This is a genomic window from Streptomyces sp. NPDC059679 (assembly GCF_042734105.1).
In the GTDB taxonomy this organism is placed as follows: Bacteria; Actinomycetota; Actinomycetes; order Streptomycetales; family Streptomycetaceae; genus Streptomyces.
The window spans coordinates 23,026-39,250 of the sequence record NZ_JBHWES010000093.1 but is presented as its reverse complement, the minus strand read 5'-3'; the positions used below and the strand labels follow the sequence as shown (position 1 = coordinate 39,250).

13 protein-coding genes and 2 pseudogenes are annotated in these 16,225 nt (G+C 69.8%); 11 read left to right on the top strand and 4 right to left on the bottom strand.

Features of this window, described 5'->3' with window-relative positions:
- Positions 1-122 precede the first annotated feature (122 nt).
- The 4 genes and pseudogenes from ACFV2X_RS50280 to ACFV2X_RS50265 form a co-directional block, all read right to left on the bottom strand.
- A pseudogene (locus tag ACFV2X_RS50280) lies at positions 123-2,216 on the bottom strand (ABC transporter transmembrane domain-containing protein); the annotation flags it as partial.
- A gap of 1 nt (position 2,217) precedes the next feature.
- On the bottom strand, positions 2,218-4,512 hold the full coding sequence (locus ACFV2X_RS50275; RefSeq protein ID WP_385629807.1) for an NHLP family bacteriocin export ABC transporter peptidase/permease/ATPase subunit: 2,295 nt from the start codon (positions 4,510-4,512) through the stop codon (positions 2,218-2,220).
- Positions 4,509-5,315 carry an HlyD family efflux transporter periplasmic adaptor subunit gene (locus ACFV2X_RS50270; RefSeq protein ID WP_385629804.1) on the bottom strand — a complete coding sequence of 269 codons (807 nt, stop codon included), beginning with the start codon at positions 5,313-5,315 and terminating at the stop codon, positions 4,509-4,511. Before ACFV2X_RS50270 ends, ACFV2X_RS50275 begins: the two co-directional genes overlap by 4 nt.
- 138 nt (positions 5,316-5,453) lie before the next feature.
- Entirely contained in the window at positions 5,454-5,666 is a 213-nt protein-coding gene (locus ACFV2X_RS50265; protein WP_014173113.1) for a hypothetical protein, read from the bottom strand.
- A 752-nt stretch (positions 5,667-6,418) separates the two neighbouring features.
- On the opposite strand from ACFV2X_RS50265, the pseudogene ACFV2X_RS50260 reads away from it, so the two are divergent.
- From ACFV2X_RS50260 to ACFV2X_RS50210, 11 genes and pseudogenes are all read left to right on the top strand, one after another.
- Positions 6,419-6,712, top strand: a pseudogene (locus tag ACFV2X_RS50260) (urease subunit gamma); the annotation flags it as partial.
- Positions 6,695-7,162 (top strand): urease subunit beta, encoded by a 468-nt coding sequence (gene ureB / locus ACFV2X_RS50255; RefSeq protein ID WP_385629810.1) that lies wholly within the window; start codon positions 6,695-6,697, stop codon positions 7,160-7,162. The pseudogene ACFV2X_RS50260 and the gene ureB, both read left to right, overlap by 18 nt.
- Positions 7,155-9,008: an urease subunit alpha gene (ureC, locus tag ACFV2X_RS50250; protein ID WP_385629801.1), complete on the top strand. Its 1,854-nt coding sequence runs from the start codon at positions 7,155-7,157 to the stop codon at positions 9,006-9,008. Before ureB ends, ureC begins: the two co-directional genes overlap by 8 nt.
- A 100-nt stretch (positions 9,009-9,108) precedes the next feature.
- Positions 9,109-9,783, top strand: a complete 675-nt coding sequence (locus ACFV2X_RS50245; RefSeq protein WP_385629799.1) for an urease accessory protein UreF — start codon at positions 9,109-9,111, stop codon at positions 9,781-9,783.
- Positions 9,784-9,810: 27 nt separating this feature from the next.
- Complete coding sequence (ureG, locus tag ACFV2X_RS50240) at positions 9,811-10,506, top strand: urease accessory protein UreG (RefSeq protein WP_385629798.1); 696 nt, start codon at positions 9,811-9,813, stop codon at positions 10,504-10,506.
- A complete protein-coding gene (locus ACFV2X_RS50235; protein ID WP_385629796.1) occupies positions 10,503-11,480 on the top strand; it encodes an urease accessory protein UreD in 978 nt (325 codons plus the stop codon). Before ureG ends, ACFV2X_RS50235 begins: the two co-directional genes overlap by 4 nt.
- Before the next feature lie 119 nt (positions 11,481-11,599).
- On the top strand, positions 11,600-11,962 hold the full coding sequence (locus ACFV2X_RS50230) for a roadblock/LC7 domain-containing protein (RefSeq protein WP_385629794.1): 363 nt from the start codon (positions 11,600-11,602) through the stop codon (positions 11,960-11,962).
- Positions 11,963-12,122: 160 nt separating this feature from the next.
- On the top strand, positions 12,123-12,932 hold the full coding sequence (locus ACFV2X_RS50225) for a BTAD domain-containing putative transcriptional regulator (RefSeq protein WP_385629792.1): 810 nt from the start codon (positions 12,123-12,125) through the stop codon (positions 12,930-12,932).
- Between the two features lie 387 nt (positions 12,933-13,319).
- Complete coding sequence (locus ACFV2X_RS50220) at positions 13,320-14,165, top strand: ATP-binding cassette domain-containing protein (protein ID WP_385629790.1); 846 nt, start codon at positions 13,320-13,322, stop codon at positions 14,163-14,165.
- Positions 14,162-14,950, top strand: coding sequence for an ABC transporter permease (locus tag ACFV2X_RS50215; protein ID WP_385629789.1), 789 nt, complete (start codon positions 14,162-14,164; stop codon positions 14,948-14,950). The genes ACFV2X_RS50220 and ACFV2X_RS50215 overlap by 4 nt, the downstream gene beginning before the upstream one ends.
- A gap of 197 nt (positions 14,951-15,147) precedes the next feature.
- Complete coding sequence (locus tag ACFV2X_RS50210) at positions 15,148-16,221, top strand: sensor histidine kinase (RefSeq protein WP_385629788.1); 1,074 nt, start codon at positions 15,148-15,150, stop codon at positions 16,219-16,221.
- Positions 16,222-16,225 lie beyond the last annotated feature (4 nt).

Sequence of the window (16,225 nt, the reverse complement as noted above, 5' to 3'; positions counted from 1 at the left end):
ACCAAGGCGCCATCAGCATCCATCAGCTACGGCACTACGTCGATGACCAGCCCGCTCGGCTGGACGACGCGGACCGCCGCGCCCACCACACCGACCGCGCCAACCCAGTTCTCCCCTCCCTCGGCGACCACCGAGACCAGGGCGTTGGTGAGCTGGGTGAGCGAGGTGAGCAGCATGGTCACGGAGGTGTTGAAGGTCAGGAACGCGCCCGCCGACATGCTCCCCCGCGCCGGACCGGCCAGCAGCATGAACACGATGAGCGAGACCAGCGGAAGGTAGACCGCGTCCAGCACCTGGGTGAGGTTCTTGATGCGCCCGGTGCGCTGATGCAGATCGCGGGAGTGCGCGAAGCCACGGGCCCATGCCGCGTACGCGAAGTTCTCGGCCGCGGCGACACGCAGTTTGGGAAGGCCGCGCAGGAGCTGGAACGCCTGGTTGTTGAGTTTGTTCTCGCTCTCCACGAGCCGCCGCTGCCAGCGCACCTGCCACAGCCCCATCCCCAGGAAGACCCCGGAGACCACCAGCAGCATGGCGACCACCGCCAGCGCCAGGGAGGCGTTGCAGTACAGCAGCAGAGCGAGGTTCATCGCGCCCACGGTGCCGGCCTGGAAGACCGTCGGCGCGATCCCGGACAGCACCCGGCGCATGGCGCTGATGCCCAGCGCGGCGCTGGCCAGTTCTCCGGTGGAGCGCCGGGCGAAGAAGGTGGTGGGCAGCCGCAGCAGCCGGTCCCATACGGCGGGCTGGAGGGTGCTCTCCAGCCGTCCCTCCAGCCGCAGCAGCGTGAGGTTCTGCAGCAGCATGAAGGCGGCCGCGACGACACTGGAGACGATCAGGGCGAGGGCGATCTGGACGATGGGGCTCTTCTCCGCGCGGGGCACGAATCCGCCGAGCACCTGTCCGGTGGCCAGCGGCACCAGCGCGCCGAGCGCCACCGTCACCAGCCCGCTGATCAGCAAGTTACGGATATCGCCGGTGGCGCCCCGGGTGCTGAAGCGCATCAGCCGCCACATCGTCATCGGCTTGTCGGGCAGCGGGCGGTAGAACATCAGGGCCCGCGGTTCGAACTCCTCCGCGTTGCCCGCGCCGACGCGGATCCGCATGCCGGAGACGGGGTTGAGCGCCTCGTACCCGCCGCGCCGCCACAGCAGCGCCACCGGGGCGCCGGACTTGGCGCGGTAGCCCACCAGCGGTCCGGTGTCCTCCCGCCACCAGCGGCCCTCCAGCCGGACGGCGCGGGTGCGGATCCGGGCGTGTGCGGCGATGCGCTCCACCGGATCCGTACGGTCGTCGGCGGCGCGGCCCCTCGGTGGTCCGGGCACGGTCATCCCGGCGGCCTCCGCCACCGCGCGGCACACCGCGTGCACGGCGTCGTCGGTGTTCTCGTCCGACGGCCGACGGTCGCGCCGCGGCCCTCCGATGGAGGCGATCAGCGCCTGGTCGGCGCGGGAGCGCATGGCCTCACCGGCTCTGATCCCCGCCGCCGTGCGGTCCGCGTGGGCCCGCTCCATGGTCTCGATCCAGCGGTCCACGGCGGTGCCGAGCCGGTACTGCTGGTTGACCATACGCTGCCACAGCGCGCCGTCGATCAGCAGATCACCGGCGGCCTGGGCGCTGTACTCGGCGCCGTAGCGCACACTGCCGGGCGGCACCGGGAGCCAGAGCAGGTCCTCGTCGGCCGCGTCCGCGTCGGGCGCGGCCCCGCCGTCCAGCAGGGCCTGGAAGAGCACGCCGAGGCTGCGGCTCACCCCGAGCGCCACGGCGTGCTCCAGCGGGGTGGGCGGGGTCTCCTGGAACACGCCGCCGCCCCCGTACGTGCCGTACGGATCGCCGACGTCGCCCGCGCCGTACGACCCGTCGTACGTGTCGTACGCGTCGTACGCCTCCGGCCGGTACAGCTCGCGCAGCGGGATGCGGCGCACCTGGCAGTCCTGCGAGGGGCGGCCCAGCAGGGTGTGGAGCGGTCCGTCGACCGGGCCCGGGAGCGCCGCGCCCGTCTCCAGCCGGCCGAGGAAGTGCCAGTGCCCCTCTTCGGCGGCGTCGACCGCGAACAGGTCCAGGGCGCCGCCGGCCACCAGCCAGAGCACCTGCGGGCCCTCCAGCGGAAGCCTGCGCAGCCCGGCGCAGTCGACGGGCGTGCCGAGGGCGCCGAGCGCCTGGATCACCGCATCGCCGCCGTCCGCGGCCACCGGCGCGGCCGGGTGAACGGACGTCATGTCAGTGCTCCTTCATCAGCTCGGCGTACGGGCCTCCGGCGGCGGCAAGGTCCTCGTGACGTCCGCGTTCGACGACCGTGCCGCGGTTCAGGACCAGGATCTCGTCGCTGTCCCGCACGGTGCTGAGCCGATGGGCGATCACCACACACGCACAGCCGCGGCGGCGCAGATTGTCCATGACGATCTGCTCAGTCTGCGCGTCCAGGGCGCTGGTGACCTCGTCCAGCACCAGCACGCTGGGGCGGCGGACCAGGGCGCGGGCGATCTCCAGCCGCTGCCGCTGGCCGCCGGAGAAGTTACGGCCGTCCTGCTCCACCCGGCAGTGGATGCCCTCCGGGCGCCGTGCGATCACATCGTCGTAGAGCGCGGCGTCGCGCAGGGCGTCCACCACCGCGTCGTCCGGGATGGACGGATCCCACAGCGCCACGTTGTCCCGTACCGTTCCCTCGAACAGGAAGACGTCCTGGTCGACGAAGGAGACCGAGGCGGCCAGCGCCCCGCGGGAGATGTCCTCCAGCCGCTGTCCGTCGATCCGGATGCCCCCCTCCCAGGGGGTGTAGAGACCGGAGACGAGCCGGGAGACGGTGGACTTGCCGCTGCCGGAGCCGCCGACCAGCGCCACCTGCCGGCCGGGGCCGACGGACAGCGAGAAGTCGCGCAGCAGTGGTTGGTCCAGCGGGCTGTAGCCGAAGGTGATGTTCTCCAGCGTCACCTGTCCGGTCAGCCGGCGGGTGTCCTCGCGCGGCTCGTCGCGGGTGTAGAGGGAGTCCGCCGGGAAGTTCTCCACGTCCTTGAGCCGGGCCACATCGGCGGAGAAGTCCTGGATGCGGCCGGCCACGCCGTTGAGCCGGGTGATGGGCGCGGTGAAACGGGCCACCAGCGCCTGGAAGGCCACCAGCAGACCGATCGAGATATGGCCCTCGACGGCCCGCAGCCCGCCGATCCACAGGATGAGGGCGCTGTTGAGCGTGGCGAGGGTGGGGGCGACCACGGCCAGTGCGGCGCTCGGCACACCGAGGCGCTGCTGCTCCTCCAGGGTGATGGCGTGCTGCCCTGCCCAGCGGCGGAAGTAGCCGGTCTCCCCGCCGGTGGCCTTCACTGTCTCGATGAGCTGGAGACCGGTGTACGACGTGGTGGTCAGCCGCGCGATGTCGGCCCGCAACTTCTGGGTCCTGGTGGCCCGCAGCCGTATCACCACCCGCATCGCCACCACGTTGAGCAGCGCCAACCCGACGCCGACCAGGGTGAGTTGAGGGTCGTACGTCCACAGCAGGAAGGCGTAGAGGACCACCACGACCCCGTCGACGGCCGCGGCGGCCAGATCGCGGGCAAGCGTCTCGGCGACGGTGTCGTTGGAGCGCAGCCGCTGGACCAGGTCCGCCGGGCTGCGCTGGGCGAAGAACGTGACGGGCAGCCGCAACAGATGCCGCAGAAAACGCGCGCTGCTGAGGGTGGAGGAGATGATGCGTCCGCGCAGCAGATTCGCCTGCTGGACACCGGTCAGTACGGCCGTGAGGACCACCGCCACGGCCATGGACGCGAACAGCGGCCCCAGCGTCGAGTCCTGGCCGCCGATCAGGAAGGTGTCGATGAAGGTGCGGCTGAGCGCCGGAACCGCGGCCCCCACCGCCACCAGCAGCAGACTGGCCAGCAACGAGGCCAGCAGGGTGCCCGTGGTGCCGCGCATACGCGGGGGCAGCGCGCCCAGCACACCGGGGCGGCGACCACCCCGGCGGAAGGCGTCCTCGGGTTCGAGGACCAGGACCACTCCGGTGAAGCTGGCGCCGAACTCCTCGACGGGGACGAACCGGCGCCCCTTGTCGGGGTCGTTGATATGGACGCCGCGCTTGCCGAACCGCCGTCCCATGCCGTCGTAGACGACATAGTGGTTGAAGTTCCAGAACAGGATCGCCGGGGCCCTGACCTCCTCCGCAAGTGCCTCGGGCTCCATCTGCATGCCCTTGGCGCGCAGACCGTAACTCCGGGCGGCCTTGAGCAGATTGCTGGCGCGCGACCCGTCCCGGGACACGCCGCAGGCGATCCGCAGCTCCTCCAGCGGCACATGGCGTCCGTAGTGTCCGAGCACCATGGCGAGCGACGCCGCACCGCACTCCAGGGCCTCCATCTGAAGCACGGTGGGGGTACGTACCGTCCGGCGCCCGGGTTTCCTCGGCCCTGACCTCCCGGATCCGCCGCGCGGGGCGCGCCGCCGTCCGCGGGCCGGCTGGGGGCGGCGCGCGCCGCTGCTTCCGGCGGGGGCGGGCCGGGGCGGTCCGCCCTCATTCGTCGCGGTCACGGGAGAAGCCAATCGATGGGGTGGTGGGCGGCCAGGTGAATGGTGCCGCTGGCCAGGGTCATGGAGCCGAGTGCGTACGGCGGGCCCTCAGGGGACGACCAGCGGTAGCCGGAGCGGGTGGCGGAGGTGCGGTGGAGGCGCACCTGGACCGCGACCGGCGGGCCGTGTTTCGAGAACTCCTCGCCAAGTTGCTCGGCTCCGAGGGAGGAGCCGATCTGCTGGCGCGACAGGGCGGCCCGGCCCACGGTCTGGACCTCGCCACGCAGCACACCGTAGGTCTGCGTCGGCACGGACTGCACGCTGAGGTCGACCGCCGCCCCCGGCCGCACCGAGGCCGCCCGGTCAGCCGGCACGTACAGGGTCGCGACCAGCGGGTCGCCGGAGCGGCGGACACGTTCCACGGAGGCGACATTCGCACCGGTGGCGAGGACGGAGCCGATCGAGACCGAGAGGGTGGTGAGCCGGCCGGCGGCGATGGTGCGCACCACCGTGGTGCCGCGGGTGGTGCGGACCTTCAGCAGCGGTGCGCCCGCCCGGAGGGTGCTGCCCTCCTGCGCGAGGACGGAGGTCACCTGACCGGCGATGGGGCTCTGCAGCACATAGCTGCCCTGCCCGTGGGTGAGGATGCCGGTGGTTTCCAGGGTGTTCGACACGGTGCCCGTGACGGCCCATACGGCGGCGCCGGCCATCACCACCAGCGTGACCGCCAGCGCCAGCCACCCCTGGGGGCGGGCGTAACGCACCGGCAGATCGATGTCCTCTGCCGACTGCAGCTTGGCAAGGGCCTGCTGGCGGAACTGCACGAAAGTCTTTCCTCAACCGCGAGAGAAGTGGCCGGATGCCCGGGCTCCGGCTCCGGAAGGGGGCGTGGATGCGGCCGCGGACCGCCGAATGCCCCGGACCAGGCGGGCCCGGGGCACAGGGAAGGCGGGGTACCGGCCTCAGAGGGTGGTGACGACTCCACCGACGATGCCGGTGGTGTTCAGGCCGGTGACACCGTCAACCGTGCTGGTGGCGAGGCCGACGGTGCCGACGGCGCCGGTGAGGGAGTCCACGGTGCCGAGAGCATCGCCCACCACGCCGAGCCCGCCCGCCACGTTGTCCAGCTCGGCGTCGGAGATCTCCTGGGTGGCGACCTTGGGCGCGTTGTTCATTGTTGCGTCTCCCTTGGATGACTGTCTCGTTGTGCTTCCGACCGCGCATGGGTGCCGACGGGGGATCGGCTCCCGCGGCATGGTCACGGGATCCCGTAAGGCCCGGGATTTCGTGGATGCCTGGGCGCGGAAGGGATGTAACCACGGGGCACACGGCACCGCGAATCAGCCAACCTTCGGAACCGGGCATTCCGCGACTTTCCGATCAGGCGGCATGTGCTTTCGAGCACGTCATCGGTGCCTTTCCCTCACAGGAAGGTCACTCTTAGCGCAAGACACCACGCCCCTTTCGCGAGGTGATGCACGTCATTTCGGCCACGACCGTCATACCCGGCGAGGGGGTTGGCGCGACGGCCGGGGGTCTACGCGGGTCGTCTGTGTAACAGCTGTGCCCATCGCTTGAAGACCGGGCGAACGACGACCACAGCCGGGCTCGAGTGGCATGGGACTACGACATGTACGACTTCAGATCGCCCGGCTGCGACGGAAGCGCCGCACGCCTGACCATGCGCCGCGGCGACGCACCTTCCGGGGCGCGCGCGGGCTCTTGCGAGACCGTAGGGGCGCTCTCCGCGGGGCGTGCGTCGGCTTCACCCCATGGGGGGCTAGGGGCGCTCTCCCCGTGTCCGTTTCCCGTCGAGATCGGTGACCACGTAGCGGCACTCGGCCCACCGGGCATTCGGCCACCGAATCAATGGTCCTCGTGAGCCTCGCCGCACCGGGTCAATGCGACGAGCAGGAAAGGGGACGGCATGCACCTGACTCCGCACGAGCGGGAACGGCTGCTGGTCCATGTGGCGGCGGACGTCGCCCGGAGGCGCCGTGAGCGCGGGCTGCTGCTGAACTATCCCGAGGTCATGGCGCTGTTGACGGCGCATGTGTACGAGGAGGCACGGGCCGGTGCCACGGTCGACTCCGTCATGGAGTCGGGGCGGCACGTCCTCAAGCGCGACGAGCTCATGGACGGCGTTCCGGAGATGATCCAAAACGTCCAGGTGGAGGCGACCTTCCCGGACGGCACGAAGCTGGTGACGATTCACGATCCGTTTGATGAGCCGGAGGAGGAAGTGACGGTTCATCCGGGGAAGTTCGAGTTGGTTTCCGAGCCTGAGCCGCACCCGGAGGAGAGGTGCGAGGAGCACGGCGAGGCGCCGGTGGGCGCTCTGCCGGTTGGCCGGCCCCATCTGGTGAGCTTCAACGACGGTGAGCCGGTCACGCGGCTGCTGGTGCGCAACCCGTCGGACCGGCCGATCCAGGTCGGCTCGCACTTCCACTTCGCCGAGGTGAACGACGGATACGGATCCGGCGACGAGGCCAGGCCCGGGCTGGTCTTCGACCGGACGGAGGCCTACGGGAAACGGCTGAACATCCCGTCGGGCACATCGGAGCGGTTCGAGCCGGGCGACGAGCGGTGCGTGGAGCTCGTTCCGATCAAGGGGGAGCGCAAGGTGAAGGGCCTGCAGATCAAGAACGGGAACGGAGAGCTCGATGGCTGAGCCACTGACGCGCGCCAAATACGCTGATCAGTATGGTCCGACCGCGGATGACCGGGTACGGCTCGCCGACACCGATCTCGTCATCCGGATCGAGGCCGACTGGGCGGGCGGGCCCGGCCGTAGCGGCAACGAGATGATCTTCGGCGGCGGCAAGGTGATCCGCGAGTCGATGGGGCAGTCGCACTATGCGCGCGGCAGTGACAGCGACCGCGAGCCCGTGGACACCGTGATCACCGGCGCGCTGATCGTCGACCACTGGGGCATCGTGAAGGCCGATGTCGGACTGCGCGACGGCGAGATCGCCGCGATCGGCAAGGCGTACAACCCCGAGACCATGGACCGGCAGAAGTTCGACGACAGCCGCGCGTCCAACTTCGTCGTCGGCCCCGAGACAGAGGTCATCTCCGGCAACGGACGGATTCTGACCGCGGGCGGCGTCGACACACATGTGCACTTCCTGTGCCCGGAACAGATCCACGAGGCGCTCGCGGCCGGCGTGACCACCCTGATCGGCGGCGGCACCGGGCCCGCCGAAGGCAGTACCGCCACCACGGTGACGCCCGGCGCCTGGCATATCCACCGGATGTTCGAGGCGCTCGATCAGTTCCCGGTCAACATCGGGCTGCTCGGCAAGGGCAGCACCGTCAACAAGGACGCGCTGACGAACCAGGTCCGGGCCGGTGTTCTCGGCTTCAAGATCCACGAGGACTGGGGCGCCACGCCCGCCGTGATCGACGCGGCCCTGGCCGTATGCGAGGACACCGGTATCCAGATCGCCCTGCACGCCGACTCGCTGAACGAGTCCGGATTTGTGCAGAACACCCTCGCAGCGACCATGGAACCCATGACACCCCGCACCAGGAGGGGCAAGAAGGGCAGCAACGGCCGGCGGTACCGCGGCCTCCATGTCTTCCACGTCGAGGGCGCCGGCGGCGGCCACGCACCCGACATGATCAGCCTGGTCGGCCACCCGAACGTGCTGCCCGCCTCGACGAACCCGACCCGGCCCCTGACGGTCAACACCGTCAAGGAACACGTCGACATGATGATCGTCTGCCACCATCTGAACCCGGAGGTCGAGGCGGACAGGGCGTTCGCCGACTCCCGGATCCGGCCGTCGACGATGGCCGCCGAAGACCTGCTGCACGACATGGGTGCCATCTCGATGATGTCCTCCGACGCGCAGGCCATGGGCCGCATCGGCGAGATGATCATGCGGACGTGGCAGACCGCGCATGTGATGAAGGCCAGGTACGGGCACCTCGACGAGGACACCGCCCAGGCGGACAACTTCCGCGTGAGGCGGTACGTCGCGAAATACACGATCAACCCGGCCATCACCCACGGCATCGCCGGCCGCGTCGGCTCCGTGGAGCAGGGCAAGCTCGCGGATCTGGTCCTGTGGGAGCCCAAGTTCTTCGGTGTGAAGCCGCATATGGTCATCAAGGGCGGCCAGATCGCATACGCGCAGATCGGCGACGCCAACGCGTCGATCCCCACGCCGCAGCCGTTCCTGCCGCGCGCCGTGTGGGGCTCATGTGGCCGCTCCCCGCGGGCCAACTCCGTCAACTTCGTCCCCGAACTCGCCCTGGACGGCGAACTGGGCGAGCTGGGCAAGCTGGGCCTGCTCAAGCCGCCGGCCAGGATCGCCAGCACGCGTGATGTGACGAAGGCCGATATGAAGCTCAACAGCGGGCTTCCGGCGATCGAGATCGACCCCGACACCTTCGATGTCACCATCGGCGGCGCCCGCACCACTGACGTGCGGACCAAGGTGGACGGGCAGACGGTGGGCCGCACCTATGCAACGGAACTGCCCATGGCGCAGCGGTACTTCCTGTTCTGATCGGGCCACGGCGCCCGCACCAACCCGGCGGCGGTGCGGACGGCGCCGCCCGGGCCTCCCCGTTCCAGCTCTCCGTTCCGGAAAGGCGGACCACATAGCCGTGAGCCGTGCAGCCCTGCTCATCCTGGCCGATGGCCGTTTCCCCGCCGGTGGGCACGCCCACTCCGGCGGTGTGGAAGCCGCTGTGGCCTCCGGCGGCGTACACGACACCGCAAGCCTTGAAGCGTTCTGCCGGGGGCGGCTGCACACAGCCGGGTTGACCGCCGCCGGGCTCGCGGCCGCCGCGGCCACCGGCTACGACGCCCTCCTCCTGGACGAGGCGGCGGACGCCCGGACGCCCATGCCCGCTCTGCGCAAGGTCGCCCGACGGCTCGGTCGGCAGCTGCTCCGCGCTGCCCGCGCCACGTGGCCCTCGGCCGATCTGGACCGTCTCGCCCGCGACCGGCCGCAGGGCGTACACCAACCCGTCGTCTTCGGGGTCACCGCTCGCGCGGCCGGGCTGACCCCGCCGGATGCCGCACAGGCAGCCGCCTACGAGAGCGTCGGCGGCCCCGCGACCGCCGCCGTACGACTGCTCAGCCTCGACCCCTTCGAGGCGACCGCACTACTGGCGCGGCTGGCTCCCGAACTCGACGACGTGGCCGCCGCCGCGGCAGCGGCCGCGGCCCGGGTCGCCGAGGCGGGCGTCGACTTCCTCCCGGCCGCGTCCGCACCGCTGCTGGACCTGACCGGCGAACAGCATGCCGCCTGGACCGTCCGCCTCTTCGCCTCCTGAACCGCCTTCCACCTCGATGGAGTTGCCGTGCATCTCGACCATGCCGTGACCATGCCTGACCGCCACTCCCACAGCGCCGAACCGGTGCGGCCCGACGGCGGCCGCCGCGCACTGCGCATCGGGCTGGGCGGGCCCGTCGGCTCCGGCAAGACGGCGGCCGTGGCCGCACTGTGCCGGGCCCTGCGCGACCGGCTTTCCATCGCCGTGGTCACCAACGACATCTACACCCGCGAGGACGCCGAGTTTCTGCGCCGCGAAGCCGTGCTCCCGCCCGAGCGGATCGCCGCCGTCGAGACCGGCGCCTGCCCGCACACCGCGATCCGCGACGACATCTCCGCCAACCTCGAGGCCGTCGAAGACCTGGAGGCCACCGTCGGGCCACTCGATCTGATCCTCCTCGAATCCGGCGGCGACAACCTCACCGCCACCTTCTCGCGTGGCCTGGTCGACACACAGATCTTCGTCATCGACGTGGCGAGCGGCGACGACATCCCCCGCAAGGGAGGTCCCGGCATCACCACCGCCGACCTCCTCGTCGTCAACAAAACCGATCTCGCCCCCTACGTCGGCGCCGACCTCGACACCATGGCGGCCGACGCACAGCGCGGGCGCGGGGACCTGCCCGTCGCCTTCACCAGCCTCACCCAAGCCGACGGGATCCGCCCGGTCGCCGACTGGGTGACCGGCTGCCTGACCGCATGGCGAGCCGGGAGCGCCGCGTGACCCCCGCGACCGGCTCGCCACCGACGCACGCCGTGGTTGCCGTCCACCCGCCCGCGGGCGCCACGCCGCTACGAGCAGCCGGCGCCGAAGGGGGCGATGGCGGCGATGGCGGCGATGGCGGCGATGGCGGCGATGGCGAGCAGAACGGCGCTTGGGGCAACGGGGTCCGCGCCACCGCCCGTATCCGCGCCGAACACAACGGCCGCGCCACCACGCTCCCGCTCCTGCACAGCGACGGCCCCTTCCACCTGCGGCGGCTACGGTCATCCGGCGGACGGGCGCGGGTGAGCGTGATCGGGGCGATGAGCGCGCCGCTGGGAGGCGACCGCCTGGCGCTCGACATCACCGCGCGGACGCGGGCCGAACTGGAGGTGACCACCGCCGCCGCCACCATCGCCCTGCGCGGCCCCACCACCGACCCGGCCGGCTACGACGTACGGCTCACGGCGGACGAGAACGCGTCCTTGACCTGGCTTCCCCAGCCGTTGATCAGCACGCACGGCAGCACCCTGCACCAGACCTACACCGTCGACCTCGCCGCCTCCTCGCGGCTGCTGCTACGCGAGGAACAGCTGCTCGGCCGTACGGCGGAGCCACCCGGACACCTCACCACCCGCCTCACCGTACGCCGCGCCGGGCGGCTCATCCTCGACCAGCACACCGCCTACGGAGTCCCCGCAATCGCCTGGGACGGCCCCGCCGTCCTGGGCGGCCACCGGGCCTGCGGCCAACTCCTCGTCGTCACACCCGAGCCCCACTCCATCGAGGAGCCGGTCCACTTGGGCGAAGACCCGGCGGACGGCTGCGCCGTACTGGCCCCGCTCGCCGACGCCCGCGCCCTGCTCACCACCGCCATCGCCCCCACCCCGGCCCGCCTGCGCCTCCTTCTCGACGCCGCGCTCGCAGTTCGAGTGCCCGCTGTTTCGTCAGACAGGCAACACCGAAACCCTATGCCCGGCGGCCGGAGCTACTGAAGAGTTAGCGATGCGCTTGGCACCACTGCGACGGAGGACAACCCAGGCCTGTTAACCGGTCAGCAACAGGTCAGATCCTGCGCGCCCCAACGCTGGGCCTCCAGAGAAGGAAAGCAGAAATGCCCTATGAGTCGATTACCGAAGATCTCACCCATACGCCCGGGGTGATCAACGCCCTTCTATTGTCCGGGGATGGCGGCCCTCTGTCATATTCGAATGGGGTCTCCGACGACACCGCCGGCCTCATGGCCGCGGCACTGTCCGCCATACAAGCTACAAGCCGCCACGTCGCAGCGCTCTGCCATACCAGAAGCTCGACATGGGACCAGAGCGTGATCCAGTTCGGGGACCGCTGTCTTTATCTGTTTGCGGCCGGCGAGGATACCTACCTGGCTGTCGCCGCCATCAAGAAGGCCGATCCCACTCTCGTCACACACAACGCAAAGCATGCTGTCATTAAACTCCGAGGGCACAATTCGTGAGAACTCGCGGAGAATTGGAGTAGGGTCAGCCGATGAGGCTGATAGTCGCCCGTGATTCCCGGGAGGGCCAGAATCTACGCGCGTCATAGCACCGGTAAGCACTCGCGGGCCAACGGGAGAGACTCGGTAACAATTGGCCAACCCATGTGAAGGAGAGCCCGTGCAGTTCCGGATTCTCGGTCCGATAGCGGCATCCCACCAAGGACAACCGGTCCATCTCGGTCCTCCCAAGCAACGCTTTGTTCTTGCCGTACTCCTTGCCGAGGCCCGCCAGGCCGTAACAGTCGGGCAGTTGATCGACCGCGTATGGGGACAGCAGCCTCCCCGCGCCGCGCGCAAGACCCTGCACAGCTACATCACTCGCATCCGCGCGATCCTGCCCCCGCCAGGGGGTGACCCCGACAGCACCGGACTGATTCGTCGCACGGAGGGCTATGTACTGAATGTCCCGCTGGAGCAGGTGGACTTACACCGTTTCCGCAAACTGACGGCCGCGGCGGGTGCACTTGATTACGACGATCACGAGCGCGCGTGTGCCCTGCTTCGTGATGCCCTCGCACTGTGGCGTGCCGAGCCTCTCGACGGGTTGTCAAGCCCCTGGGCCGAGGGATTACGCACCCGGCTTGACGAAGAGCACGTCGCCGCCTGGTTGCAGTACAGCGACGTCGCACTGCGCTCGGAGGTTCTGCCTGACACGCTGGTGTCGGGCCTGAGGGAGATGGTGACCTCCCATCCGCTCGATGAGCGGCTGTCGGGACAGTTGATGACTGCGCTTTACCGCTGCGGTCGCCAGGCAGAGGCCCTTCAGCTCTACGAGCGTATTCGCAAACTGCTTGCCGTCCAGCTCGGTATCGACCCCAGTCCCGACCTCCAGACCGTCTACGCGCAGGTCCTGGCCGCCGATCCCGCCCTCAACAGCCGAAGACTGCGCCGACCGACCCCTTACCGGTTGCGGCGCCACGTCCACTAGCCCCACTCCAGGGAAGCCCGACCGGCGGGAGGAAGATCCTCGCCGTCACCCAGCCCGTACGCAAAGCAGCCGCGACGGTCCCATGACATTTGTCCCGGCCGACTCCCCACATTCGCATCTGCCAGGGACCAGATCCGCCCCCTAGCGTTGGCCTCCAGCCGGCAGTTGGCTCGCGCCTCGCAGTCGTCAGCAGCGCACGGTCGGCGGTGCGGGGTGGACGGCTCATGGCGTCGGCGTCCAGGACGGCTTGAAATAGGAGATCGCATGTGCCCACCCCCACCAGCTGCCGCCCCTCTCGGCACAGCATTCGGCGCACCACCCACGGCACACACCACCGATACGCTTGCCGTCGCATTCGCTGCCACAGGCAAGGAGTACGGCAAGGACGTGCGCGCTCTCGACGCGCTCGATCTCGACATTCGGTGCGGTGAGTGTGTAGCCCTCCTCGGGCGCAACGGAGCCGGAAAGTCCACCACCATCGGGCTGCTCTTGGGATTGCTGACACCGACCAGCGGCAGCGTGACTCTCTTCGGCGGACCACCGGAGGCCGCCATCCGGTCAGGGCGCGTCGGGGCCATGCTGCAGGACACCAGCCCCATTCCGCGGGTCTGTGTGCGCGAACTCGTCGCCTTCGCGGCACACATGTATCCGCGCCCGCTCCCCGTCGAGGAGACGCTCGAACTCGCGGACCTCACCGACCTCGCCGACTGGCGGGTCGACAAACTGTCCGGGGGCCAAGCCCAGCGCGTGCGCTTCGCGCTCGCCATGGCCGGCGCCCCGGAACTCATCGTGCTGGACGAGCCGACCTCCGCGCTCGACGTCGCCTCACGCCGCGCGTTCTGGGCCACGATGCGCGCGTACGCCCGCCGGGGAAACACCGTACTGTTCTCCACCCATTACCTGACCGAGGCCGACGAGCACGCCGACCGCATCGTGGTGATCGAGCGCGGGCGCAAGGTGGCCGATGGCTCCGTGGAGGAGATCAAGCGGATGGCGGGCGGCGCGCTCGTCGCCATCGACCTGGCAGGCGGCCCCAGCGAGGGCCTGGCGGGGTTACCTGGCGTGGCGTCATTCGAAATCCACGGCGACCGGGCACTGCTCCGCAGCACTGACTCGGACACGACCGTGTTGGCGCTCGTCGAGCGCGGCCTCGTCCGCAATCTGGAAGTGGCGGCCGCCAGTTTGGAGGACGCCTTCGTCACCCTCACCCAGGAAGGCACCCATCGCGGATGAGCAGCAAGGCCACCCGAACCATGCAGCGGGACATCGAGCGCCGGATACCCACGCTTCTGCGTGGCACCTATGAGTACGTCCGGCTGGAAGTCCGCCGCACCTTGCGTGAACGTAGCTACCTCGTCTTCACCGTTGGCCTGCCCGTCCTGCTCTACCTCCTCTTCAGTGACCTCGGCGACGGCGACACCGACGACGTAAAGACAAGTCTCATGGTCGGTATGGCGGCGTACGGCGGCATCGGCGCCGCACTGGGCAACGGCTCGACGATTGCCGAGGACAAGCAACTTGGCTGGTTGCGCCAATTACGGATTACGCCGCTGACCTCCGCGCAAGTGGTCGGCGGGAGGCTGGTCACCGGCCTGATCGTGGTGCTGCCCGCCATCGCCGCGGTGCTGGCCGCAGGCGCCCTTTTCAACGATGTCACGCTCAGCGGACCCCAGTGGGCCACGATCACCCTACTGCTGTGGCTGGGCACCGCACCCTTCTGTCTGTTGGGGCTGGGCAACGGCTACCGTTTCGACGGCAACACAGCCAACCTGGCCAACCTCAGCTGCTCCATCCTCCTTGCTGTGGGCGGCGGCCTGTGGCTCCCCGCCGATGACTTCCCGGACTGGCTGGCCGAACTCGCCAAGTGGACGCCGGCACACGGATACGGGGAGCTGTCCTGGAGCGTTACCGATGGACACGCGCCGGGAACTGTCCCTCTGGTCTCCTTCACCGCCTGGCTCGCTATCTTCGGTGCCTGGGCGATCCATGCCTACCGGAGGCCGTCCCGCGGCGCATGAGGCCCCAAGGGCCGACGTCGTTCAGGGGCAGCACGCTGCTCTGGTTGGGGTGACGTTGGAGCCTCGGCGAAACGACTGGACGAAGGGAGCCGCAGGCGATGCTCATCTCGGGCGACGGGCCCAGAATCAGGATACGCCGCCGGTCCCGCACGCTTGAGGAGGACCTGAGCCAGGTCACACCGCCAACCTGGCGCGCGATGCTGCTCTGGCAGGCATTCCTGATCCCCCCGGCAGCCACCGCTGTGCAGGACCGCGACTGGCCGGCCATGGCCGCGCTCAGCGCCTACGCCGCCCTGTACTCACTGACAGTGCGCGCCGCGGCCACCAACGCCAGTGCTCCGGCAGCCGATCGGTTGCTGGCCGCGCTCACCGTGCTCACATATCTGCTGGCCTCCGTCTACGCCGACAACTCGCTGCTGCTGTTCAATCTCCTCGCGCTCGCCGCCGGGCTGCTGCTGCGCCGCCGACCGCTCACGGTCATGCTCTTCACCCTCGCGGTGAGCTGCGTGGCCCTCGCGCTGCTGCATGGGTCCACAGTCGGCGACGCATTGTCGTACTCCTATGGACCGCTGCTCGCCGGCTTTGTCACCGCGGCCATCACCTCGCTGTATGACATGGTCGACCGGCTGCGCAAGGCACGCGAGGAACTGGCCCGGGCCGCCGTGGAGCGAGAACGGCTCCGCTTCTCCCGTGACCTGCACGACCTGCTCGGCCACAGCATGTCGGTCATCGTGGTCAAGGCGGAAGCGGTACGCCGCTTGGCGCCCCGCGACTTGGACGCGGCGCTCGCGCATGCCGCCGACATCGAAGTGGTGGGACGGCAAGCGCTGGCCGAGATCCGCGAGGCCGTCACCGGATACCGGCAAACCAGCCTGCCGACGGAGCTGGACCGCTCCCGCTCGGTGCTGATGGCCTCCGGGATCGAGCCAGTTGTCCGGCAGTCGGTGCCGCCACTGCCGCCGCAGACGGAGGCACTGCTGGGATGGGCGGTACGGGAAGGCGTAACCAACGTGGTACGGCACAGTCGGGCGACGCGGTGCGAAATCAGCCTGCAGGGCACGGGAGGCATCGTCCGACTGGAGATCAACGACGACGGGCGCGGCCCCGCTGCCGCTGGGCAGTCGGTGGCCGGCAACGGACTCATGGGCCTGGCCGAACGGCTGGCAGCGGCCAGAGGTTCCCTCACCACCGGCCCGGGACTTCAAGGCCGGGGCTTCGGGCTCGTGGCCCAACTGCTGGTGGACGAGTCAGACCTGTCCGCCCAAAGCTGAGCAC

What these genes read in the sequence shown, in the direction of transcription:
- ACFV2X_RS50265 (WP_014173113.1), bottom strand. Translation starts at nt 5,666, where the DNA reads ATGAACAACGCGCCCAAGGTCGCCACCCAGGAGATCTCCGACGCCGAG.
- ureC (WP_385629801.1), top strand. Translation starts at nt 7,155, where the DNA reads ATGGCTGAGCCACTGACGCGCGCCAAATACGCTGATCAGTATGGTCCG.
- ACFV2X_RS50230 (WP_385629794.1), top strand. Translation starts at nt 11,600, where the DNA reads ATGCCCTATGAGTCGATTACCGAAGATCTCACCCATACGCCCGGGGTG.
- ACFV2X_RS50215 (WP_385629789.1), top strand. Translation starts at nt 14,162, where the DNA reads ATGAGCAGCAAGGCCACCCGAACCATGCAGCGGGACATCGAGCGCCGG.
- ACFV2X_RS50210 (WP_385629788.1), top strand. Translation starts at nt 15,148, where the DNA reads ATGCTGCTCTGGCAGGCATTCCTGATCCCCCCGGCAGCCACCGCTGTG.